At 43.7% G+C, this 23,011-nt stretch carries 24 protein-coding genes, 1 pseudogene and 1 riboswitch; of the genes and pseudogenes, 9 read left to right on the forward strand and 16 right to left on the reverse strand.

Annotation, left to right across the window (positions count from 1 at the left end; genetic code table 11):
- Window positions 1-6 precede the first annotated feature (6 nt).
- The gene (gene leuS, locus A3M5_RS0112880) at window positions 7-2,418 is read right to left on the reverse strand and encodes a leucine--tRNA ligase (RefSeq protein ID WP_018394199.1); all 2,412 of its coding nucleotides are present in this window, start codon (window positions 2,416-2,418) and stop codon (window positions 7-9) included.
- Between the two features lie 272 nt (window positions 2,419-2,690).
- Between leuS and mnmL the strand changes: the two genes are divergently transcribed.
- The 3 genes and pseudogenes from mnmL to A3M5_RS26850 all read left to right on the forward strand — a co-directional run.
- On the forward strand, window positions 2,691-3,653 hold the full coding sequence (gene mnmL / locus A3M5_RS0112885) for a tRNA modification radical SAM protein MnmL/YtqA (RefSeq protein ID WP_026221716.1): 963 nt from the start codon (window positions 2,691-2,693) through the stop codon (window positions 3,651-3,653).
- Complete coding sequence (gene mnmM, locus A3M5_RS0112890) at window positions 3,650-4,222, forward strand: tRNA 5-(aminomethyl)-2-thiouridylate-methyltransferase MnmM (protein ID WP_018394201.1); 573 nt, start codon at window positions 3,650-3,652, stop codon at window positions 4,220-4,222. The genes mnmL and mnmM overlap by 4 nt, the downstream gene beginning before the upstream one ends.
- Before the next feature lie 45 nt (window positions 4,223-4,267).
- Window positions 4,268-4,369 (forward strand): annotated as a pseudogene (locus A3M5_RS26850) (hypothetical protein); the annotation flags it as partial.
- A 154-nt stretch (window positions 4,370-4,523) separates the two neighbouring features.
- Here the strand turns inward: A3M5_RS26850 and A3M5_RS0112900 are convergent.
- Entirely contained in the window at window positions 4,524-5,597 is a 1,074-nt protein-coding gene (locus A3M5_RS0112900; protein ID WP_018394203.1) for a tetraprenyl-beta-curcumene synthase family protein, read from the reverse strand.
- Between the two features lie 9 nt (window positions 5,598-5,606).
- On the reverse strand, window positions 5,607-6,416 hold the full coding sequence (locus A3M5_RS0112905) for an alpha/beta hydrolase (protein WP_018394204.1): 810 nt from the start codon (window positions 6,414-6,416) through the stop codon (window positions 5,607-5,609).
- A gap of 106 nt (window positions 6,417-6,522) precedes the next feature.
- Here A3M5_RS0112905 and A3M5_RS0112910 point away from each other — a divergent pair, with 106 nt between their 5' ends.
- On the forward strand, window positions 6,523-7,035 hold the full coding sequence (locus A3M5_RS0112910; RefSeq protein ID WP_018394205.1) for a gamma carbonic anhydrase: 513 nt from the start codon (window positions 6,523-6,525) through the stop codon (window positions 7,033-7,035).
- Between the two features lie 155 nt (window positions 7,036-7,190).
- On the opposite strand, the gene metK is transcribed toward A3M5_RS0112910, so the two are convergent.
- A complete protein-coding gene (gene metK / locus A3M5_RS0112915) occupies window positions 7,191-8,387 on the reverse strand; it encodes a methionine adenosyltransferase (protein ID WP_018394206.1) in 1,197 nt (398 codons plus the stop codon).
- A 120-nt stretch (window positions 8,388-8,507) separates the two neighbouring features.
- Window positions 8,508-8,618, reverse strand: a riboswitch (SAM riboswitch).
- Between the two features lie 330 nt (window positions 8,619-8,948).
- Between metK and pckA the strand changes: the two genes are divergently transcribed.
- On the forward strand, window positions 8,949-10,532 hold the full coding sequence (gene pckA, locus A3M5_RS0112920) for a phosphoenolpyruvate carboxykinase (ATP) (RefSeq protein WP_018394207.1): 1,584 nt from the start codon (window positions 8,949-8,951) through the stop codon (window positions 10,530-10,532).
- 38 nt (window positions 10,533-10,570) lie between these two features.
- Here pckA and A3M5_RS0112925 read toward each other — a convergent pair whose 3' ends face one another.
- Genes A3M5_RS0112925 through A3M5_RS0112940 form a run of 4 tightly spaced genes read right to left on the reverse strand, consistent with a single transcriptional unit; the run spans window position 10,571 to window position 12,393 of the window.
- A complete protein-coding gene (locus A3M5_RS0112925) occupies window positions 10,571-10,813 on the reverse strand; it encodes a DUF2584 domain-containing protein (protein WP_018394208.1) in 243 nt (80 codons plus the stop codon).
- Window positions 10,813-11,580 carry an alpha/beta hydrolase family protein gene (locus A3M5_RS0112930; protein WP_018394209.1) on the reverse strand — a complete coding sequence of 256 codons (768 nt, stop codon included), beginning with the start codon at window positions 11,578-11,580 and terminating at the stop codon, window positions 10,813-10,815. The genes A3M5_RS0112925 and A3M5_RS0112930 overlap by 1 nt, the downstream gene beginning before the upstream one ends.
- Entirely contained in the window at window positions 11,577-12,050 is a 474-nt protein-coding gene (gene ytkD / locus A3M5_RS0112935) for an RNA deprotection pyrophosphohydrolase (protein WP_018394210.1), read from the reverse strand. The genes A3M5_RS0112930 and ytkD overlap by 4 nt, the downstream gene beginning before the upstream one ends.
- 34 nt (window positions 12,051-12,084) lie before the next feature.
- The gene (locus A3M5_RS0112940; RefSeq protein ID WP_018394211.1) at window positions 12,085-12,393 is read right to left on the reverse strand and encodes a hypothetical protein; all 309 of its coding nucleotides are present in this window, start codon (window positions 12,391-12,393) and stop codon (window positions 12,085-12,087) included.
- Between the two features lie 122 nt (window positions 12,394-12,515).
- On the opposite strand from A3M5_RS0112940, the gene A3M5_RS0112945 reads away from it, so the two are divergent.
- A complete protein-coding gene (locus A3M5_RS0112945; RefSeq protein ID WP_018394212.1) occupies window positions 12,516-12,758 on the forward strand; it encodes a DUF6154 family protein in 243 nt (80 codons plus the stop codon).
- A gap of 62 nt (window positions 12,759-12,820) precedes the next feature.
- On the opposite strand, the gene A3M5_RS0112950 is transcribed toward A3M5_RS0112945, so the two are convergent.
- Window positions 12,821-13,261: a Dps family protein gene (locus A3M5_RS0112950; RefSeq protein ID WP_018394213.1), complete on the reverse strand. Its 441-nt coding sequence runs from the start codon at window positions 13,259-13,261 to the stop codon at window positions 12,821-12,823.
- Window positions 13,262-13,372: 111 nt separating this feature from the next.
- Between A3M5_RS0112950 and ytzI the strand changes: the two genes are divergently transcribed.
- Entirely contained in the window at window positions 13,373-13,519 is a 147-nt protein-coding gene (ytzI, locus tag A3M5_RS24795; protein WP_018394214.1) for a YtzI protein, read from the forward strand.
- Window positions 13,516-13,755: a membrane protein insertion efficiency factor YidD gene (gene yidD / locus A3M5_RS0112960; protein WP_018394215.1), complete on the forward strand. Its 240-nt coding sequence runs from the start codon at window positions 13,516-13,518 to the stop codon at window positions 13,753-13,755. Before ytzI ends, yidD begins: the two co-directional genes overlap by 4 nt.
- Here the strand turns inward: yidD and A3M5_RS0112965 are convergent.
- The 7 genes from A3M5_RS0112965 to A3M5_RS22980 all read right to left on the reverse strand — a co-directional run bounded on the left by A3M5_RS0112965 (window position 13,752) and on the right by A3M5_RS22980 (window position 21,767).
- Entirely contained in the window at window positions 13,752-14,210 is a 459-nt protein-coding gene (locus A3M5_RS0112965) for a LemA family protein (protein WP_018394216.1), read from the reverse strand. The two genes, yidD and A3M5_RS0112965, sit on opposite strands and share 4 nt — an antisense overlap.
- Window positions 14,211-14,463: 253 nt before the next feature.
- Complete coding sequence (gene menC, locus A3M5_RS0112970; RefSeq protein ID WP_018394217.1) at window positions 14,464-15,564, reverse strand: o-succinylbenzoate synthase; 1,101 nt, start codon at window positions 15,562-15,564, stop codon at window positions 14,464-14,466.
- Complete coding sequence (locus A3M5_RS0112975; protein ID WP_026221718.1) at window positions 15,554-16,999, reverse strand: o-succinylbenzoate--CoA ligase; 1,446 nt, start codon at window positions 16,997-16,999, stop codon at window positions 15,554-15,556. Before A3M5_RS0112975 ends, menC begins: the two co-directional genes overlap by 11 nt.
- Before the next feature lie 56 nt (window positions 17,000-17,055).
- Window positions 17,056-17,874 (reverse strand): 1,4-dihydroxy-2-naphthoyl-CoA synthase, encoded by an 819-nt coding sequence (gene menB, locus A3M5_RS0112980; RefSeq protein WP_018394219.1) that lies wholly within the window; start codon window positions 17,872-17,874, stop codon window positions 17,056-17,058.
- Window positions 17,874-18,671, reverse strand: coding sequence for a 2-succinyl-6-hydroxy-2,4-cyclohexadiene-1-carboxylate synthase (gene menH / locus A3M5_RS0112985; RefSeq protein ID WP_018394220.1), 798 nt, complete (start codon window positions 18,669-18,671; stop codon window positions 17,874-17,876). The genes menB and menH overlap by 1 nt, the downstream gene beginning before the upstream one ends.
- Entirely contained in the window at window positions 18,668-20,380 is a 1,713-nt protein-coding gene (gene menD / locus A3M5_RS0112990; protein WP_018394221.1) for a 2-succinyl-5-enolpyruvyl-6-hydroxy-3-cyclohexene-1-carboxylic-acid synthase, read from the reverse strand. Before menD ends, menH begins: the two co-directional genes overlap by 4 nt.
- Window positions 20,373-21,767: an isochorismate synthase gene (locus A3M5_RS22980; RefSeq protein ID WP_018394222.1), complete on the reverse strand. Its 1,395-nt coding sequence runs from the start codon at window positions 21,765-21,767 to the stop codon at window positions 20,373-20,375. Before A3M5_RS22980 ends, menD begins: the two co-directional genes overlap by 8 nt.
- A gap of 274 nt (window positions 21,768-22,041) precedes the next feature.
- Here A3M5_RS22980 and A3M5_RS0113000 point away from each other — a divergent pair, with 274 nt between their 5' ends.
- On the forward strand, window positions 22,042-22,953 hold the full coding sequence (locus A3M5_RS0113000) for a 1,4-dihydroxy-2-naphthoate polyprenyltransferase (RefSeq protein WP_018394223.1): 912 nt from the start codon (window positions 22,042-22,044) through the stop codon (window positions 22,951-22,953).
- The last annotated feature ends 58 nt before the right edge of the window (window positions 22,954-23,011 follow it).

Raw genomic sequence — 23,011 nt, forward strand, 5'->3', positions numbered from 1 at the left:
TTCAAATTAATTAGCAACCACGTTCACAAGTTTTCCTGGAACGGCAATCACTTTACGTATCGTCTTGCCAGCAAGATCTTCCTTGAACTTTTCATCCGCCAGTGCGATCTCTTCCATCTGTTCCTTCGTTGCATCTTTTGAAACCATTAATTTCGTCCGTAATTTTCCATTTAACTGGATCACAATCTCCACTTCATCATCAATTAACTTCGATTCATCAAATGTTGGCCACGCTTCATATGTTACCGTTTCATTATGACCAAGCTTTTCCCACAATTCTTCTGCAAGATGCGGTGCGAGCGGCGCCAATAATTTCACAAAGCCGGACGCAAAATCAGCTGGAATCGTTTCCGCCTTATTCGCTTCATTCACAAACACCATCATTTGTGAAATCGCCGTATTAAAATGAAGACCGGCATAGTCATCCGTTACTTTTTTCACAGTTTGATGATACACTTTTTCAAGCTCTGTACCACTTTCTGTCACTTTTTTAGTCAACGATCCATCATCCGTTACGAACAAGCGCCAAATTCGATCAAGGAATCGGCGTGCGCCGTCAATACCGGTTGTACTCCACGCAACAGAAGCGTCTAACGGCCCCATGAACATTTCATATAGACGCAGTGTATCTGCACCATGGCTTTCAACGATTTGATCCGGATTCACAACGTTTCCTTTTGATTTACTCATTTTTTCATTATTTTCACCGAGAATCATTCCTTGGTTAAACAATTTTTGGAAAGGCTCTTTCGTATGAACCACACCGAGATCGTACAACACTTTATGCCAGAAACGCGCATACAGAAGATGAAGAACGGCATGCTCTGCGCCGCCGATGTAAATATCAACTGGCAGCCATCGTTTTAATTTTTCCGGATCAGCAAGTGCTTCCGTATTATCCGGATCGATAAAACGGAGATAATACCAGCAGCTTCCTGCCCATTGCGGCATTGTATTTGTCTCGCGGCGTCCTTTTTTACCGGTGGCGGGATCGACAACATTCACCCAGTTTTCAATGATTGCAAGTGGTGATTCACCTGTACCGGATGGACGAATTTCCGTCGTTTTCGGCAAGACGAGCGGCAGTTCGGATTCTGGAACGGCTGTTGATGTACCATCTTCCCAGTGAATAATTGGAATCGGCTCACCCCAGTAGCGCTGGCGGCTGAACAGCCAATCGCGCAGACGATACGTCACTTTTTTCGTGCCGACTCCTTCTTTTTCAAGCCATTCAATCATCGTTTGAATACCGTCTTCTTTATTTAATCCGTTCAAAAAGCCAGAATTCACATGCTTACCGTCGCCTGTATAGGCTGCTTCTTCAACATTTCCGCCAGCAACAACTTCTGTAATCGGCAGTTCAAATTTCTGCGCAAATTCATAGTCTCGTTCATCATGTGCAGGTACGGCCATAATCGCACCTGTTCCGTATGTGATCAATACATAATCGGCAATCCAGATCGGCATTTTTTCGCCGTTGACTGGATTGACTGCATATGCCCCTGTGAACACACCCGTTTTGTCTTTCGAAAGGTCCGTACGCTCCAGATCACTTTTCGATTTCACTTGATTCACATACGCTTCAACCTTTGATTTTTGCTCCGCTGTCGTTATTTTATCGACAAATGGGTGTTCAGGCGCGAGTACCGCATACGTTGCGCCAAACAATGTGTCCGGACGCGTCGTGAAGACCTTGAACGTCTCATTGTATCCATCAATCGCAAACGTTACTTCAGCACCTTCAGAGCGGCCAATCCAGTTTCGTTGCATTTCTTTAATGCTTTCCGGCCAATCAAGCTCGTCTAAATCTTCAAGTAAACGATCCGCATATTTCGTGATTTTCAGCATCCATTGACGCATCGGACGGCGCTCGACGGGATGACCGCCCCGCTCTGATTTTCCATCAATAACTTCCTCATTCGCAAGTACTGTACCTAACGCCGGGCACCAGTTAACCGGCACTTCATCAACGTACGCGAGATCTTTTTTATACAATTGTAAGAAAATCCATTGCGTCCATTTATAATAATTCGGATCTGTCGTGTTAATTTCGCGGTCCCAGTCATAAGAGAAACCAAGTGATTTAATTTGACGACGGAAATTGTTAATGTTCTGTTCCGTAAATTCAGCGGGATCATTTCCTGTATCAAGCGCGTACTGTTCTGCAGGAAGTCCGAATGCATCCCAGCCCATCGGATGAAGGACGTTGTAGCCCTGCATACGTTTGAAACGGCTTAAAATATCCGTTGCTGTGTAGCCTTCTGGATGGCCGACATGAAGTCCTGCGCCAGATGGATATGGAAACATATCAAGCGCGTAAAATTTCGGTTTTTCCGGTTCTTCGTTCGTTTTAAATGTTTTATTTTGCTCCCAGTATTGCTGCCATTTCTGTTCAATTTGCTTATGATCGAAATTCATTCGTTGAACCTGCCTTCCATCTTATGTAATCTACAAATGAAAAAACCCCCGCCCCAAAATATGGGACAGGAGAGAATTGTCTCTTCCTGTGGTACCACCCAATTGTGATTGTACGCGTTGAGTATACCGGACTGCACCATCCATCCGCCGGCTCTCTTCATTATAAACCTTTAACACTCATTGTAAAAAAATTTCGGTTAATATGCAAGCGCATTTTACCCGGGACCACGTTCATGTTAAAATTTTACCTTGGATGGAGCATGAAAGGAGGAATGATCATGACAAACCCATTTCCTTACGCAAGTGATGATAAGCGATACCTTACGTGGAATTATCATTTACGTGAGCATTTTGGTCATAAAGTGTTTAAAGTAGCACTTGACGGAGGCTTTGACTGCCCGAACCGTGATGGCACTGTGGCATTTGGCGGCTGTACATTTTGCAGTGCGGCCGGTTCCGGTGACTTCGCTGGTGATCGTGTTGATCCACTTGAAAAACAGTTTAACGACATAAAAGCCAAAATGCATCAAAAATGGAAAGATGGCAAATATATGGCCTATTTTCAAGCATACACAAACACACATGCACCCGTTCATGTGCTTCGCGCGAAATACGAACGGGTATTGAAGCAAGATGATGTTGTTGCATTATCGATTGCAACACGTCCAGACTGCCTGCCAGATGACGTCGTGGACTATTTAGCCGAACTAAATGAACGTACTTATTTATGGGTCGAGCTTGGTCTGCAAACGGTGCACGAACAAACGGCCCAATTGATCAACCGTGCACATAACTTCCAAACGTATGTTGAAGGTGTTGAAAAACTGCGTAAACATAATATCCGTGTCTGCTCCCACCTTATAAATGGACTCCCGCTCGAAACGCCAGAGATGATGATGGAAACGGCTCAAGCGATAGCTGATCTTGATGTACAGGGAATTAAAATTCATTTGTTGCATTTATTAAAAGGGACACCTCTTGTGAAACAGTATGAAAAAGGACTGCTCAACTTTTTATCATTTGACGACTACGTCCATCTCGTGTGCGATCAGCTTGAAATATTGCCGCCAGAAATGGTCATTCACCGCCTTACAGGCGACGGTCCCATTAACTTAATGGTCGGCCCAATGTGGAGTGTAAACAAATGGAAAGTGTTGAACGCTATTGACGCCGAACTCGTCCGGCGTAGCAGCTGGCAAGGGAAATTATACAAAAAGGCCGTGTTGCAACCATGACACTCGACGGCATTTTACCATTCGCACGAATTCTGCTTGAAAAAACAATGTCTGCCGGCAGTTTCGCTGTCGATGCTACAGCAGGCAACGGCCACGATACACTCTTTTTAGCGAAGCTTGTTGGCGAATCTGGACACGTTTTCTCATTCGATGTGCAAGAGCAGGCAATTAAAAATACAGGCGAACGCTTGAAACAGGCGAGTGTTTCAAACCGTGTATCGCTTTATCATTCTGGTCATGAGCAAGCAGCAAAGCTCATTCCGGCTGACTATCACGGCCGATTATCTGCTGCTATTTTCAATCTTGGCTATTTGCCAAAAGGTGACAAATCAATCGTAACAAAACCCAATACAACGATCGAAGCGGTGCAGCAATTATTTACGATGTTGAAAACCGGTGGTGTCATTGTGCTCGTCATTTACCACGGACACGAAGAAGGCGCTGCTGAACGCGAAGCAGTCGTGTTATTCACAGAGACGCTGGATCAAAAGCACGCTCACGTCATGCGCTACGAATTTATCAATCAAGCAAACAATCCGCCATTTATCATCGCGATCGAGAAGCGGTGAGTGTGAACAAGTATGTGAATTGATTTTAAAAGGATAAGATGAAGCGTGACGGTCATCGGTGGATTGACAGGCTGGACGTTACTAACGCTCGTTATTGTCCCCATTGTATATGAAACGCTATCGAAATGGATGAGGGAAAAAGCATAATTTAAGTGAAAGGCAGTCTTCCAACGAGGAGGCTGCCTGTTTTTGTAACGTTGTGTGCGAACAAGCTAAAAAATCGAAAAGCCCGGAGACGATGAAGTCTACGAGCTTGTTTTTAATGAAGTCTCACTTTATTTCGGAACACGAAAAAAATCTATTACTCAGCTTTGTACATTTTCCGGATTGTTTTATACGTTCGACCATTCCAGTAAAAGAAAACACTCGAAAATCCCGCTGTATGAACGAGCTTTCGGCACTGGTTTTGTACACTTTTCTTCTCAGTTGCTTTTTCTTCGGACAAATAAACCGCCACGATACCTTCAATTAAAAATGAATGAAACTTTGCGTGAGGAAGCGATTCTGTTCCTTTTTTGGCTTGCTGTAAAAAGTGTAAGAAGCGATCCATCATCACCGATTCATTTTCATAATAAGTACAAAAATTCAGCTCGCCGTCTTCTTGATCCTCTTCTTGATCGATAAAGTAATCAAGTAAAATATGAATGCCTTGACCGTATGGAAAGTAGCAGTCACGCACCATTTTAGCGTATGTCGGCGTAAATGCTGATCCCATTGCACACGACATTAAGCAGTACACACCAACCGTTGAACCGGTGCAAGCAGAAAATTCATACCATGTCATATCTGGCAAATCTGCTTTATAGCTTTCAAACCAGCGGATCAGCCGCTCTTCCCGCTCTTCTTCTCGCACATGCTTATGAATTTGCAATTCACTGTAATACCGGCTTAAATCAAGCACATGCGGCTTTGCGGCCGAAAATGATGGGGTATTCGCAACAATACGCCGGCATCCATCAACGAGCGCGTTTAAATAGCCGCCATCGTCTTTCGTCTCGCGGAAGCGGTAATAATCACTTTTTGCCTCGCCGGGAAAGAAACAGTCGTGCAGCGCTTCATGCAGCGCCGCAAAATCATCCGGATTAAACGACCTCGTTTGATCGCACAAATTATCAAGATAATCACAAATGAGCTGATACGGAACAATAAATGCAATGGCATCTACTGATTTCTCACCTGCAAGCATGGAAATAATACCACCGGCTTCACAATGAAAATATTTTTTTTCATATACATCCAGCGCTTGTTGACGAAGCTCCGGATCCGGAATACGTTCCGCCATCCCTTTCCATTTACTCCATTCCGTCTTTACTGCTGGATAAATGCTTTTATATGCTTTTCGCATTAATAATAGCGAATTTTTAGGGACATTCATTAAGTTACCTCACTTTTCAATAATAAAACCGAGTGCGCGCAATCGGTTATGAACAAAATCAATCGCATAGCGAAATACATCTTCCCGCTCTGGTTCATTAAAAATTTCATGATACAATTTAGGCCATTCTTTATACTGCAGCTCGGATACGTCGATTTTTTTCGTGAATAAGCGGACAGCACTGCTGTCAACTATTTTATCATCGCCGGCCTGCATAATAAGATGAGGAATATCGGGTATTTCACCGGGCCCCGCAGCAACCATTTTAATCGCCTGGATGACTTCACGATACCAGCGGACCGACACTTTTCGGACAAACATTGTATCTTCCATGTCGAACGCCCGCACCTCTTCATTCCGCGTCGACATATCGACGGTAATACCCGAGTCAAATTTTAGCGATGGCGTCATAGTATTAAGCCCGTGTGACATCATGTTTAAATGCTTTGGCGGCACGTGTTTCATTTTAAATAGTGGTGATGATAAAATGACACCCGCAAGTTCAGGCTTCTGTTCCTGCAAATAACGAGTAACAATCAGTCCGCCCATGCTGTGACCGAGTAAAAAAACCGGCACATCAAACTGATAGGCTGCATTGACCCAGTCAGAAATTTCATTTGTATATTCAGTAAAGGACGAAATATGACCACGCTTGGCACGTGATGTCATTCCTTGTCCTGGCAGGTCGCCCATAACGACATTAAACCCATTCTGCCGCCACATTTCAATAAGCCAGCCGTAACGTCCGTGATGTTCAAGTGCACCGTGCACGATGACGATCACACCTTTTGGTCGCCCTTCACACTCCCATTTCCACATAGTTGCTCTCTCCTTCACAAACGGCAATCGTTTTTTCTATTATACAAATCTTTTGGCTTTCGATAAAATAAAACGGTACATATAAAAAAAGAAAGGAGTTTCATAGATGATTTATCCTTATAAAGACAAAGAACCAGAGATTGCAGAGTCTGCTTTTATTGCAGATCATGTCACAATTACCGGTGATGTGAGCATCGGAGAGGAATCTACCATTTGGTACAATACCGTGATTCGCGGCGACGTCGCCCCAACTGTTATTGGAAATCGAGTCAACGTTCAAGACAATTCCGTCCTGCATCAAAGTCCAAACAACCCGCTCGTATTAGAAGATCATGTGACGATCGGCCACCAAGTTCTTTTACATAGCTGCAAAATTAGAAAAGGTGCACTCATCGGCATGGGGTCCATCATTTTAGATAATGCTGAAATTGGTGAAGGTGCGTTCATTGGTGCCGGCAGCCTCGTTCCGCCTGGCAAAATCATCCCACCGAACACAATGGCATTCGGGCGTCCCGCTAAAGTCATTCGCGATGTTACTGAAGAGGACCGGAAAGATATGGAACGAATCGTCCGCGAGTATGCGGAAAAAGGACAATATTATAAATCCATTCAAAAATGATGTACAAGATATGCTAACAAAAGTATGGAAATGAACGTTGCGTTTTTAACCTGTGATCCGATCATTTATTGGTAGATCCCATCAGCTGTCATAAAAGCATACCATCATAAAAAAAAGACTGCCTGAAAGTCAAATAACTTTCAGGCAGCTTTTTATTATTTTGCTTCTGATTTCAAAAGCTCAGCTTTGTCCGTACGTTCCCATGGAAGATCCACGTCCGTACGCCCAAAGTGGCCGTATGCCGCTGTTTGACGATAAATAGGACGGCGCAGATCAAGCATGTTAATAATTCCTGCTGGACGAAGGTCGAAGTTTTTGCGAATTAGGTCAACAAGAACTTCTTCTGACACTGTACCTGTTTCAAATGTGTCAACAGCAATCGATACCGGCTGTGCTACACCGATTGCGTATGCAAGCTGAACTTCACATTTATCCGCAAGACCCCCAGCCACAATATTTTTTGCCACGTAACGAGCTGCATAGGCCGCAGAACGGTCTACTTTCGTCGGATCTTTACCAGAGAATGCCCCACCGCCATGACGAGCATATCCGCCATACGTATCAACGATGATTTTGCGGCCTGTTAAACCTGCATCCCCCTGTGGTCCGCCGATCACAAAGCGGCCTGTCGGGTTAATGAAAAATTTCGTTTCACTGTCGATCAATTCAGCCGGTACGACTTCATTAATGACATGTTCGCGAACTTCTTTTTGAATTTGCTCAAGTGTAATTTCTGGATGATGTTGAGTTGAAATAACGATTGTATCCACACGAACCGGCTGACCATGTTCATCGTATTCAACCGTTACTTGCGTTTTACCATCCGGACGAAGGTATTCAAGCACTTCATCTTTACGTACCTGTGTCAGACGACGTGCAAGTTTATGTGCGAGTGAAATGGGCAGCGGCATTAATTCCGCTGTTTCATTGCATGCGTAACCGAACATTAAGCCTTGGTCACCGGCACCGATTTCGTCGATTTCTTTATCCGTCATCTGGCCTTCACGTGCTTCGAGTGCTACGTTTACACCGGCTGCAATATCGGGTGACTGTTCATCAATCGATGTCAATACACCAGCTGTTTCGTAGTCAAATCCATATTTTGCACGTACATACCCAATTTCTTTTATCGTTTCACGAACGATTTTTGGAATATCCACATAAGATGAAGTGGTAATTTCCCCGGCAACGAGTACGAGCCCCGTTGTGACAGATGTTTCCGCTGCTACTCGGGCATTCGGGTCTTTGTCAAGAATCGCATCAAGTATCGCATCGGAAATTTGATCACAGATTTTATCCGGATGTCCTTCTGTTACAGATTCTGATGTAAACAGGCGACGCTGTTTTGTCATGAAAAAATTCCTCCTTTAAATCAGTATGGGTACGGTACTCATATTCCCCCGATGATCCGGAAAATAAAAAAACTCTCCCGGCATAGAGAGAGGAAAGGTTGTTTTTACTCGGGCCTTTCACTCTTATCGTCCAAGGTTGATCCTTGCTCAGGTTTAGCACCTTTTCCGCGTTTTATACGGCAGGTTGCTGGGTTTCACAGGGCCTGTCCCTCCACCGGCTCAGGATAAGAGTATCCGTTCAAGTGTCAATGTTACGAAAGATCATTCATCATGTCAACCGATTTTCCTTAGAAAAAAAGATAAGTTATATGTGCAGCATCATTTGTCGCAGATGAACGGTCAGTAAATTCCCATTGAATCGGACGGAAGAGAAACTTTATATGATCCAATATCACCCTTTCTTATTAATATAGTACACTGATTAAACCCCAAAAACCAAAAAAATTCATTAAAATATAAAAATCTCTTTAATTAGTATAGATTATTAATATTAATGTGTTATACTAATTTCATCTTAATCACAACACATATAAAAATTTCGAAAAGGATGGTTGTACAAATATGAACTCTCTAACTGTTTCCAGCGAAATCGTCGAGCTGCTGAAAGGCTCAAATGTATTACAACAGCCTTCTGTACCTGTACTCGTAGAAAAGGTACTCAAACGCGCTGAAGGTATTTTAACCGCATCCGGTGCGGTTTGCGCCGAAACAGGCAAATATACAGGACGCTCTCCAAAAGACAAATTTACCGTCAAAGAAGCGGCCGTAAAGGATAAAATCGATTGGGGCTCGAACCAACCGATCTCTGAAGAAAAGTTTAATAACTTGTACGATAAAGTCCTACGCCATTTAAAAGAAAAAGATGAACTGTTCGTTTTCAATGGCTTTGCCGGTGCAGATCATAAACATCGCCTGCCCATTCAGGTCATCAATGAATACGCGTGGCACAACCTGTTTGCTCACCAATTGTTCATCCGTCCGACAGAAGAAGAGCTCCGCTCGCATGAAGCGGGATTCACGGTTTTATCTGCTCCGACGTTCCAGGCTGATCCTCTTGTGGATGGCACTAATTCTGAAACGTTCATCATTATTTCATTTGAACAACGCGTCGTGTTAATCGGTGGAACAGAATATGCTGGAGAAATGAAAAAATCGATCTTCTCCGTGATGAACTACCTTTTGCCAGAAAACAACGTATTGTCCATGCACTGCTCGGCAAATGTCGGCTACGAAGGTGATGTCGCCCTGTTCTTTGGTCTTTCCGGCACAGGCAAAACGACGCTTTCTGCTGACCCGAACCGACGCTTGATTGGGGATGATGAGCATGGCTGGTCTGCAAACGGTGTGTTCAATATTGAAGGTGGCTGCTATGCAAAAACAATTGGCTTGACACGTGAAAAAGAACCGCAAATTTACGATGCGATCCGTTTCGGCTCTGTTCTCGAAAACGTTATCCTTGATCATGATACACGCATTCCAGATTACGCTGATAACTCGTTAACTGAAAATACGCGTGCGGCTTACCCGATTCAATCAATTGAGAATATTATTGATCCAAGCATCGCGGGTCACCCACATACAATTATCTTTTTAACAGCTGATGCATTCGGCGTTTTGCCTCCAATCAGCAAGTTATCAAAAGAGCAGGCTATGTACCATTTCTTGAGTGGATACACATCAAAACTTGCCGGTACAGAACGCGGCATTACAAGCCCGGAAGCTACATTCTCAACATGCTTTGGCTCACCGTTCCTTCCGCTTCCTGCAACCGTGTACGCAGAAATGCTTGGCAAAAAAATTGACGAGCATAACGTGCAGGTATTCCTTGTGAACACAGGCTGGACAGCCGGCGAATACGGGACAGGACAACGTATGAAGCTTTCATACACACGTGCGATGATTCAAGCAGCACTTGAAGGAGAACTAAATAACGTTGAAACATACACAACAAAAGTATTCGGTCTCAATATTCCAGTTCAAGTACCAGGCGTGCCTGATGATGTATTAATTCCACGTAAATCATGGGCTGATCAGGAAGCGTTCATGGTCAAAGCACAGGAACTTTCTGCTAAATTCCGTGCTAATTTCAAAAAATTCACCGGTGTTCCTTCTGACATCGAAGTACTTGGCGGACCTAAAATGTAAATATGAAAACCCTCCTGTTCGTCAGGAGGGTTTTCATATTAATTCGTTGATTTTAATGATACAAGTGTATACGTAATGGTTGTCGTATCATTTTGCCACTCCACTTTTTCAATAATTGCTATCCCGCTTTGCTCACTGTCTTTCACTTTGTATACGGCAATCGGAATGCCTATTGGATACAGACGGTAGCCGTTCTTTGTTAATACAAATCTGTTTTCTTCTTCTCTCGTTTCATTTCCTTTCGTGACAATCATTGTGTTTAATTCCATTGGCATGCCCATCATACATTCCCCTTCCCTTTTTCTTTCATCCATACTGCAATTTTCCCGACAATTTTGCGATTTACAGCAGGTGGTATGTAATGATCATACTCGTTAAAATATAATATATCTGCCTTATCCAACTTTTTCTCAAGACGATATGCATGTTCTACGGATACGTTGTCATCAAGCCTCCCGTGAATAATGAACACAGGAGCTGTTATCATCGCTGCTTCGTTTAACGGCGTACGCCAATCATATTGCTCAGGTACTTTATTCGGACTGCCGCCTATGACACGTTTCATCATCCTACGCATATCGCTTCGTTCTTTATAGGTGAGGATCATATCTGATACGCCGCCCCATGTCACTAGTGATGAAACTGGCCTGTAAATGGCCGTTAATATCGCCATAACCCCTCCTCTTGAAAACCCGAATACGTGAACACGTCCATTTCTTACACGTTCATTGTCTTGTAACAAGTCAAACCCAGAAAATGCATCTTCCCGATCCTCCCCGGCAAAATCTTCATTTCCTTCACCACCACGGTTGCCTCGGTAAAATGGTGCGAAGACAATAAATCCTTCCGCTGCAAACTCCGCAATACGGGCCGGACGCACCATACCAACACTTTTGATGCCACCGCGCAAGTACAAGAGACCATCATGCTGTTCGTCGTCCAAAGGCTCCGCTAGAAACCCTTTGACGCGTAGTCCACCTGATTTATATACGACTGTATACAGACGTACATGTGGATTTGGCGATGGATAAGGCGTACGCTCTATCATAAAAGTCCTTTCCTTTCCAGCTCATGAAACGAGCAGGCAATTACATCGTCTTTCATTAAAAATGAATAAGATTCTTGGAAACGCACGTGTAATAAATCGCCCGTTTCATTGTATGGACCATCCGTTTCCAAATAATCCTCTTTCTTTTCTATATCCGTTACACGTGCAAAAAAAACCGCTTTTAGAAACGGTTTTTCTGGAACGTGTACACAATACTCACCTATAAAGTGCAATTCGGCAACATGGGCACCAGTTTCTTCCCATATTTCCCGACGCGCTGCCTCTTCCAACGTTTCATCTTGTTCCTTTTTTCCACCTGGAAATTCAAGACCACGCTTCCGATGTTTCGTTAACAGCCACCCCTCCATATACCGACAAATAACAAAGACATGCGTCGGTGACTCCCTGAAAGCACCGCGCTCAAATGTCATATTTACAGAAAATCCATTTTTGTCTATAAAAGTATGCACCCATGACCCCTCATCTCTGCTTCATATCACTCTATTATACTTCATTACGCAGCTTTTTTATATGTGTACGAGCATCCTCGTCACCGAGTTCGTACAATTTATCATACACCTCCATCATTCTGTTATCGTATTGATCATTGTCTTTGTCCATATGATACGGAATATACGGTACATGTGCCCGCCAGAACGTGCGAGAATCTGCTCCATTCATTTCGTTAAACAATTCACGTAAACCTTGAATTTCTTTTTCATTTGCAAAAATACGAAAGTTCCATGGTGAAACATCCGATCTTGACTGAATTTCACCGTTTGCCATCTGTATATAATAGGCCTGTTTTTCCATATGAATCCCTCCTTTTCCCGTAGAATGCCCGTTAAAACTTTTTTCATCCACTGAAAAAAGTTGGAATATGATAGCGTTTTCATGTATAACTATATATATATTCTATTTAAGGAGGGACAGGGATGAATTTCGTGGATGAGCTGTTCGAATTGTACCGAGGAAGGCTGCAGGGGACGGAAGATGATCTTGATATGATTACGCTGACGGTACTTGGTGAAATGTCTGAAGCGGATATTTTGAAAGTCATTCAAGATATGCCACAAGAAGAACTGGCCTGGCTGTTCCGTGTTTATTTGCACGAAGGCTTGAAAGAAAAGTTTAATCAGGATCAAATACCTGTACGGAAAAACAGCCAGTTTCATTAATACATACAAAAGAAGGAAGAAACCTAACAAAAATCGAGCCTTGAGTAGGCTCGATTTTTGTCTTATTTTCCGAGAAATGATTTAAGCATCCAAATATGCTGCTCAAGGCTTTGATGAATAGCAAGAAGCATATCACCTGTTGTTTCATCGCCTACTTCATCGGCAAGACCCATCGCTTCTTTCAATTCAGCTGTCATGGTTGAAAAGTCATCGATAATCGATTTCACCATTTCTTCCGCCGACTCTTTTCCTTCCGCTTCTTTTACCGTTGCCTTATCAAGTGATTCTCTAAGTGTCGCAATCGGCTTACCGTCAAGAGCAAGAAGGCGTTCAGCCAGCTCATCAATGTGAAGGCTTGCTTCAGTGTAAAGCTCTTCAAACTTTGCATGCAGTGTAAAGAATTGATGTCCTTTTACATACCAGTGATAATTGTGAAGCTTCGTGTATAAAATAGTCCAGTTTGCAATTTGCTTGTTTACGCTGCTTGTTAATTTCTTTGCCATAAAAAAAAATACCTCCAAATATGTAATTAATCTTGATATTATATTACTTCCCTCTCTGTTCAAAAGTAAACATAATCGTGATAAACTAGAGAAGTAAAGGGGGGTGTTTTTTTGACAACTATTATCATTATTTCCGTCATTATCGTTCTCATTATACTTGTCTTATCGGTTCTGACAATTAATAAAGGCTATGATCATAAACATACGATCGATCCACCTGCTAGCGAAAAGCAGGAAGAAACGCGTGAGACAAAGTGAAAAAGTTGTTTCTCAGTTTAATCCATTTTTATCAAAAAGGCATCTCACCGCTTAAGCCGCCAACGTGTCGCTTTTATCCGACATGCTCTCATTACGGATATGAAGCCATACAAAAACACGGCACATTAAAAGGCGGATTGATGACCATCATCCGCCTTTGTAAATGTCACCCGTTTCATTCAGGCGGCGTTGATTACGTACCTGATCAATGGCCGAGGAGAAAATCGGACTGCTAGATGGCAGAAATATCCGATTTTTCCGACCCGGTGAGCAGTTCCTTTTTTTCAAATCCGAACAGCAAAGCAGTCATATTTGCTGGAAAACGACTGATTTCATCGTTCAGTTGCCCGGCAAGTTCATTATAATGACTGCATGCATTCGGCATTTGCTCGATCATTTCATTCACTTGCGCATGAAGGCGAATATACATCGAGGACGTTCGAAGACGTGGACACTTCACAGCAGATGCCGTCATTCTGTCATAAAAGGTGTCGAGCTGTCCACATACTCGCAGCTTTTCTTCCACTGTCATCTTTGCAAACGTGTCGCGAATAGTCATTATTTCAGCCAGCATTCCCTGCTCATTTAAATCATATGCCGCCACGATTTCCGCCCACTTCCCATACAAGTTGACACAAACTGCCATGAACCGATCCACGTCTTGAAACGATCGATCTGTTTTTTTTTGCAAACCATTAAGTCTCCTATGGGTCATGACAAACAGAAGAAGAGTGGGACCGGCCCCCGCACAAATGATCCACAATCCGTTTTCCAATGCTCCACCTCTTTCCTGCTTTATCCCCACATTAATGGGCAGTAAAACTTCGCAAAAAAAGACTACGTTGGGATGAAGAAAACTTCACTGAATAAAGAATGGTTCCCTTATTTATTCGTTACCGCTTTATACTCTTTTTCCCCTTAAATAGTTTCACTTAAACCAAATTTCAAATAAAATATATCTCTTTTCCTACAATCTCAAGCCTTTTTCGATTGACGTCATAACCGATTCCAGGTTTGCTTGATAATTGGATTCGCCCGTTTTCCACCAAAATTTCCGGCTCAATAATGTCCTCGTCCCAGTAATGATTCGATGAGACAATGTCGCCAGGGATCGTAAAACCTGGCAGTGAAGCAAGTGCCATATTATGAGCGCGAGAAATACCGAACTCAATCATTCCACCTGCCCATAGCCCTGTACGTGCAACCTTACACTCGTCATGAATGCGAACAGCTTCTGTCAAGCCGCTGACCCGGCTGAATTTCACATTGATGATCCGGCATGCCTCCATTTGAATCGCACACTTCGCATCATGCACAGACCGAATGCTTTCATCGAGACAAACAGCGGTATTCAATTGCTTTTGCAGCTTCGAGTGCTCCCACAAATCCTCCACGTGAAACGGCTGCTCAATCATCAGCAATTTAAATTCATCAAGACTTTTTAATTGATCGATATCTTGCGGCCTATACGCAGAATTTGCATCCGCCATGATGGGCGCGTCGGGAAATTGACGGCGAATCTCCGTCAGCATGATTCGATCTGTTTTCGGATTGATTTTAATTTTAATACGTTCGTACCCGGATTGAACGAGTGTCTCTATTCTCGCGATCATATCCGCCGTTGTTTTGCCGGCTGCCACCCCACCGGCCGGGATCGATGTGCGTGTTCCGCCGAGTAGTTCATGAAGCGGTTTGTTTTGCTGTTTCGCATATAAATCCCAGATCGCACACTCCACACCTGCCTTTGCCATTCGATTGCCCCGAATCGTTCTAAAGAGGGCATGTACGTCTTTTGGATGATCAATTGTTTTTCCTTGTAAAAGGGGAAAGAGCACATCTTTTATAATGTGCCATTCTGTCTGTACCGTTTCTTCTGTGTACCACGGTGTGGAAAAAGCCGACGCTTCTCCCCACCCTGTTATCCCTTGTTCGTCTTCCGCTTCAATGATAATCGCTTGACGGACGGACACTGTTTCAAGATGTGTGTAAAAGGGCTGTTTCAGCGGCATTTCGATTACGCGCATCGTTAACTTTTTAATAAGCATGATCATCTCTCCATCTTGCGGCGAGTTCGTGGCGCATCAATTTATTTGATGCATTGCGCGGCAATTCAGCCGTCTCAATAAAATAAGCTGGCACTTTGTAGCGGGCCATCTTTTCTATACAAAATGCGGCTAATTCTTCCGATGTAACTGGATGATTGGCGACATAAAAAGCTGCCGGCACACTGCCCCATTTCTCGTCTGCTACACCTGCCACACCGGCTTCACGAATGGCATGATGCGAGGTAAGCACCGACTCGATTTCAGCTGGATAAATGTTTTCACCGCCGGAAATGATTAAATCCGAACGTCGATCAAGTACGTACAAAAATCCATCTGCGTCGAGACGGCCGATGTCCCCGGTGCGGAACCATCCGTCTTGAAATGACGATTCATTTACTTCCTGGCGGTTTAAATAACCTGTTGTCACATTTGGACCGGAGACGAGTATTTCACCTTCGTTTTCTCCATCAATTTTCACAGCACAAGGGAAAAGCGGTTTGCCGACAGAACCGAGTTTCTCCATGGCATATTCAGGTGCAAGTGTCACAATTTGAGATGATGTTTCTGTCATCCCGTACGTTTGAAAAACAGGTATGTTTTTTTGTTTGCACTGCTCTAGAATCGATACCGGTGCCGGCCCGCCGCCGAGAAGCATGCAGCGAAACCGTGGACTATACGTACCCGAAAGTCTGTTTATCATATTGCTTAGCATCGCTGACACGACGGAAATGATCGTTGCTTCTCCATTTTGAAGCGATTCATTAATAACTGAGGCGTCAAATTTTTCAACGAGACGGACTTCCATTCCATACAGAACACTTTTCATTAAAATGGAGTAACCCGAAATATGAAACAGCGGCACGGTACAAAGCCATGAATCATCGACGTGAAGACCGAGATTGAGTGCTGAAGCAGTCGCACTAGCATAATGATTTCCATATGCTTGTATAACGCCTTTTGGACGTCCCGTTGTACCAGATGTGTACATAATCGAACATATTTCACCCATTGAAAATAGGTCTCGCGGTGTAAATTGTTCGTTAGTGGAATTACTTGAAATAGAAATAGATGGAATGCTGGAAATGGCTGATGCTTTTTTTTCATGTAAAGAGTCGAATAATAAATGCGATGCATTGGCATCTCGCAGCTGCCACTCGATTTCTTCCGCTGTGAGTCGACTGTTTAGCATAACAGCAACCGCTCCAATTTGTTGAAGTGCCTGAATCGTGAAAATCATATCTGGACGATTAGCAGCAAGCACACCGCAAAAATCCCCTTTTTTTATGCCCGACAGGCTAAGTACTGATGCTTTTTTTAGCGTTTCATTGTACAGCTCCGCAAATGTCCACGTTTTGTTTTCAAAAACAAGTGCTTTTCGATCCGGTGTTAAAAACACGCGCTGTTTTAACCAGTTTGGCATGTTCATAATAGTCATCCTTTCAATTGAAAAAAAGAGTGTCCTGTTTGAGTGGACACCCTTTTTGCGTATGTTTACGGAAATCTTGGGAACTGACCGAAGTCTGGATCACGTTTTTCTTTAAATGAATCGCGTCCTTCTTTTGCCTCGTCTGTTGTGTAATAAAGAAGTGTTGCATCACCTGCGAATTGCTGAAGGCCAGCAAGACCGTCTGTGTCAGCATTCATCGCTGCTTTAATGAAACGAAGCGCTGTCGGGCTCTTTTCAAGCATTTCTTCCGCCCATTTTATCGTTTCATCTTCTAGTTTATCGAGCGGAACGACTGTATTTACGAGACCCATATCGAGTGCTTCCTGTGCGTTATACTGACGGCAAAGGAACCAGATTTCGCGCGCTTTTTTATGTCCAACAATACGAGCAAGGTAACCAGAACCATAACCTGCATCAAACGAACCGACTTTCGGACCTGTTTGACCGAATACAGCATTATCTGCCGCAATCGTTAAATCACAGACGACATGCAGAACGTGGCCGCCGCCGATTGCATAGCCTGATACCATCGCGATGACGGGTTTTGGAATCACACGGATTAAACGCTGCAGATCAAGCACATTTAAGCGCGGGATTTCATCATCACCAACATAGCCGCCGTGACCCCGTACAGATTGGTCGCCGCCTGAGCAAAATGCTTTGCCGCCTGCACCTGCAAGAACGATGACACCTACTTTAGAATCATCACGCGCACGTGAGAAAGCATCGATCATTTCCATGACCGTTTTCGGACGAAATGCGTTATGTACCTCTGGACGATTAATCGTCACTTTTGCAATGCCGTTATACGTTTCATACATAATATCTTCATACTCACGTTCAGTTACCCAATTCACAGCCATCAAAATTGCCTCCCTTTTATATCAAACAAAAACGTCTTTACTATTGTACCAAATTTTTCGCGTTGCTCCACATGAACTGCATGGCCTGCCCCATCAAATTCAATCCATTTGCAGTTTGGTATGCTTGTTTTCATACGGCGGGCGATGTTTGTGAATTTTTGGTCGAGCGTACCCGTCAATAATAGAACAGGCATCGTTAGGTCATGGAGTCGATTCCAGTAGGATTTCTGTGCCCCGGTACCCATTCCACGAAGCGACGAAGCAAGTCCTGATTTAGACTGACTCAACCGCTCGCGGCGCATCGATTCACGGATTGGAGCAGACAATGATTTTTGCGTTTCAAACATAGGTATATTTTCCCATAAGTCTACAAATGCTTCAATCCCGTCCTGCTCAATTTTTTGTGCAAGCTTCTCATCAGACTGGCGGCGTAATTCACGTTCTGCTTCTGTATCAAATCCCGGTGAAGCACTTTCAAGGACCAGTGAGCGGACAGATGTTGGATATAAAATAGCCAATGCAAGCGCCAGCCGGCCACCCATTGAATAACCGACGACATGAAAAGACAGGATTTCTGCATCGTCCATGATTTGTTTCATTGCTTTTGCTTCTGCTTCCAGATTAAATGTAGCCGATAGCGTTCGTCCGTGCCCGGCAAGATCCGGCATGACCGCATGGCAGGGAATAGACGATGCGATTTCTTTCCATGTGTCCCCTGTACCCGTAAAACCGTGCAAAAATAAAACGGGTTCCCCCTCACCTTTCTTCTCAATTCGGTAGAAGGAAAAATCGTTCATCTCATTTCCTCCAGTGCCTGTTTTGCCTGTTGAATGGCTTCTTTCCATAACGCCCGGTGAACCGATGTATTTGCAGCCCGGTCCGTGAACGCTTCTAAAATCGTCACACCGTCGCGTGACTCATTCAGTTCTTTTACAAGTTGGTCTCCACTGTCAATACGCACATAATGGCAGTCATACAATGCCGCTGCATGTTCAAACTTAAGTCCTGTCGGTGTGCCAAACAGCCGCTCAAAGTGCTTTTTTTCACCTGACTGCGGTAAGTAGGAGAAAATGCCACCGCCGTCATTATTCATGACAAGAACGGTCATCGATAGCCTGTTCATTTTCGCCCCAAGCAATCCGTTCACATCGTGGAAAAAGGAAAGATCTCCTATGACGGCATACACATTTTCACCACTTGCGGCAATACCAAGCGCCGTGGATACAAGCCCATCAATGCCGTTCGCACCACGGTTTCCGTACAGACGAACATGCTGTTCACCCGCAAATAAAAATGAATCAAGATCGCGGATCGGCATGCTGTTTCCTGTGAAGATAGAGGCACCCTCTGGAACGGCCTGTAAAAACCGGCTGAACAAAGCTCCTTCATCCATTCCATCCGCTTCTTTCATGACAGTCCGTGCCGCTGCATTCACTTTTTGCCAGCATGTCGTCCAGTTCGATGACTGTTCGGGCAGCCGCTTCATCATTTCTATACAAAAAGCGGCTTCATTGACACGTACCATATGCGTTGCCAGATGAAATGGATCACGCCAACCGCCGTCCGTATCCACAATGACATGCGGAACATTGCTGTGTCGCTCCATATAAAGCATGAGCGATTTTGACACAGGCAATGCTCCGAACCGGATGATCACTTCCGGCTTTAATGCATCTTTAATGTCATCATCGCGTAAAAACGCATCATAGCTATCAATGACATCCGCGTTTTTACGGAGCTGCGAAAGCGGATCGGCAATAATGGGCCAGCCACTTTTTTCAGAAAGTGAAAGAATAGCTGGTAATGCTTTCATATTCACTAATTCACCGGCAACAATGACACCTTTTTCAACGTGAATCGTGTCTGCAATTTCGTTCATTTGCTGCTCATCCGGCATTTGTTTCCCCGTAATTAACCGGATTGGTGCAGGAATATGGATGCGTTCATAAATCCCATCATAATCCGGCAAAAGCGGTTCTCTGTATGGAAAATTAAGATGAACCGGTCCCCCCGGTGCTGCAGTCGCTTCAAACACAGCACGTGCACCTTGCGTTCTGACATATCTTAGTGCATTTTCAGTTGATTCCGGAATGGCCATCTCTGCAAACCATTTTGCCGTGTGGCCGTATAGATGAATTTGATCAATCGCCTGTGGTGCGCCGACGTCCCGCAGTTCAGGGGGACGATCTGACGTCAAGACGATAAGCGGTACACGCGAAATAGCCGCTTCAGCAACTGCCGGCATGTAATTAGCCGCTGCTGTGCCTGACGTACAAAGAAGTGCCACTGGTTTTTGTGTTGATTTTGCTAGACCTAATGCAAAAAAACCGGCTGACCGCTCGTCTACTTGAATAAAAGTCGTTAAATCTGGATGCTCTTCCATTAATATAGCCATCGGTGTCGAGCGAGAACCTGGACTGATGACTGCATGCTCTACGCCTGAACGATTGAGGCTGTCAATAAAATGAGCGTTATACTGTGTCATATTTTCTTGATGATTATTCATCGCTTCCTCCAATCGCCCGAAGCATCGGCCGAAGTTTCATATTTGTTTCCTCTAGCTCTGTTTCTGGATTTGAATCGGGTACGACTCCACATCCTGCGTATAAAAATGCTTCATTTTTCACAAGTAAACCTGAACGGATTGCAACGGCAAACTCACCATTTTTCCGGTAATCCATCCAGCCAATCGGTGCCGCATAAAATCCGCGGTCCATGGGTTCTAGTTTTCGGATGACATGAAGTGCTTTCTGCGCCGGCAATCCACCAAGTGCTGGTGTCGGGTGAAACCGCTCCACGAATCGTAAAACCGATTCATGTTCATCAGCTGTTCCGATAACCGGTGTATACAAATGTTGAATATCACGTACTTTCATAATAATCGGTTCATTCGGCACCATTACCTCTTCGCACATCGACTGCATTTCGCGGCGAATCATCTGAACGACATAATCATGTTCAATTCGATTTTTATCGTCCGTTAATAACGCCGTTTCCAGACGTTGGTCTTCTTCTTCCGTCTTACCGCGTGCAGTAGAACCGGCTAGACACGTCGTCAATAACGTACTGTTGCGCTTTTTAACGAGCCGCTCCGGAGAAGCCCCGAGAAAACAACTGTCCATCGCTTCAATAGAAAAGATGAAGCTATCCGGCTGCCCTTCATCAAGACGGCGCAGGACACGATCTGGTTCAATCGCTTGATCAAAAACGGCCGTCACTTTACGGGCAAGAACGACTTTCTTTAATTCATTATCCGATTCAATAGCTTGAATGGCCGATTGAATAGATTTCTTCCATACACTTGAATCACCAGAAAGAATTTTTTTCAAAACGGCTTCTTTATCAAACTGCAAATCATTTCGCGCTAAAATCCATTTCTTTCGTTTTTCAATATAATCAAACAAAGGCTCAGATTCTGCCCCATCACAAAGCATGTTTACCGTCACATATGTTTCTCCGCCATACACGGTCATCATCATCTCTGGCACATAAAAAAAAGAGGGAGCGAAGCGGGACCATTCTTCTCCTTCTTGTTGCGCTGGATCGAATGAAAAGCCACCGAATGCAACCGGACCTGTTCCATATACGTCATATGGATTATGGACAGACGCTTGTTTCATTAAAGCATCCCAATCTGACTCCACTCCGGCAAACCGATTTTTTGGTCCATGCTGAATAGTATGAACACTGCCAAGCCCGGCCAGCGTCATTTCACCATCACGGTCTTTAAAATAAAACCGCTCGCCTTTATACCACTCTTTCCCTTTTTCATAAAAACGAATAGGATCGGCTGCTTCCACTTTTTCAACGTAGCTAAACAGCGTCGATCCGTTTATTTCCTGTATAAAATTAATAAAGGCCCCTTTTAGCGGATGCCCTTTTATCTTAGCCAATGAAATCCCTCCATTGTGCAGACCAAAAACGGTCAAACTTCTTTTAAGATACACCTGTTTTCAACAGAGTGTCAACGATTCGCATTCTTCTTCCTTATTATATACCACTTAACATCGATTTTCATTTCGAATAACATTGTTCGAGTTTTCCGAAATTGGTTTCTTTCTCTTTTAATTTGTGAAAAAAGATTGACACTTTTAATTTCGTTTTCTACACTTGATAAAGGACATATGTTTAATTGTTCACAATGATTGATTAGGGGAGACTTATATAATGAAACAAATCCCTTCCGCGGATACGGGCTTTCAAATATGGTGGCAGCTTATGCGCCCTCATACGCTGACAGCTGCATTTGTCCCTGTTTTTCTCGGGACTGTGCTTGCACTTGAGCATACCGAATTACATGTCTTTTTATTTTTGGCAATGTTGATTGCGTCTCTACTTATTCAAACGGCGACGAACATGTTCAATGAATATTTCGATTATAAGCGCGGGCTTGATACCGAAGAATCGATCGGCATTGGCGGCGCCATTGTGCGTAATGGTGTTAAGCCAAAAACCGTATTAAATATGGCATTTTTGTTTTTCGGTATTGCGCTTTTGCTCGGTATTTTTATTTGTTCTGTGACAACTTGGTGGATTGGTCTGGTTGGTGTGATCTGTATGGCAGTCGGTTATTTATACACAGGCGGTCCTCTTCCGATTGCATACACACCTTTTGGAGAACTTGCATCCGGTTTTTTAATGGGTGGCGTCATTATTTATATTTCGTTTTATATTCAAACCGGATTCATTTCAAATGCCGTCATTTCATTTTCGATTCCGATCATTCTTTTAGTTGGCGGAATCAATCTGGCCAACAATATCCGTGACCGTGTTGGCGACAAAGAAGCAGGACGGAAAACGATTGCCATTTTAATTGGTCATGATCGTGCTGTCATGCTTCTTGCGACATTGTTTATTATCGCTTATCTATGGGTGTTCATACTGTTTTTCAGCGTTTACAGTTCTTACTTGCTGTTTTTAACCTATTTAAGCATTCCGAAAGCAATGAGAGCAGTGAATGGATTTAAAGGAAAAAAGAATCCAATTGAGATGATGCCTGCGATGAAGTCAACGGCTCAAACGAATACGATGTACGGTTTTCTTTTATCAATCGGCTTATGTTTAAGTTATCTTTTTTAACCTGCTCTCACATGAGCGGGTTTTTTCATAGGCAAAAACGGTTATATCTATACTATAA

This window comes from Bacillus sp. 37MA, from assembly GCF_000372765.1.
Lineage (GTDB): Bacteria > Bacillota > Bacilli > Bacillales > Domibacillaceae > Domibacillus > Domibacillus aminovorans.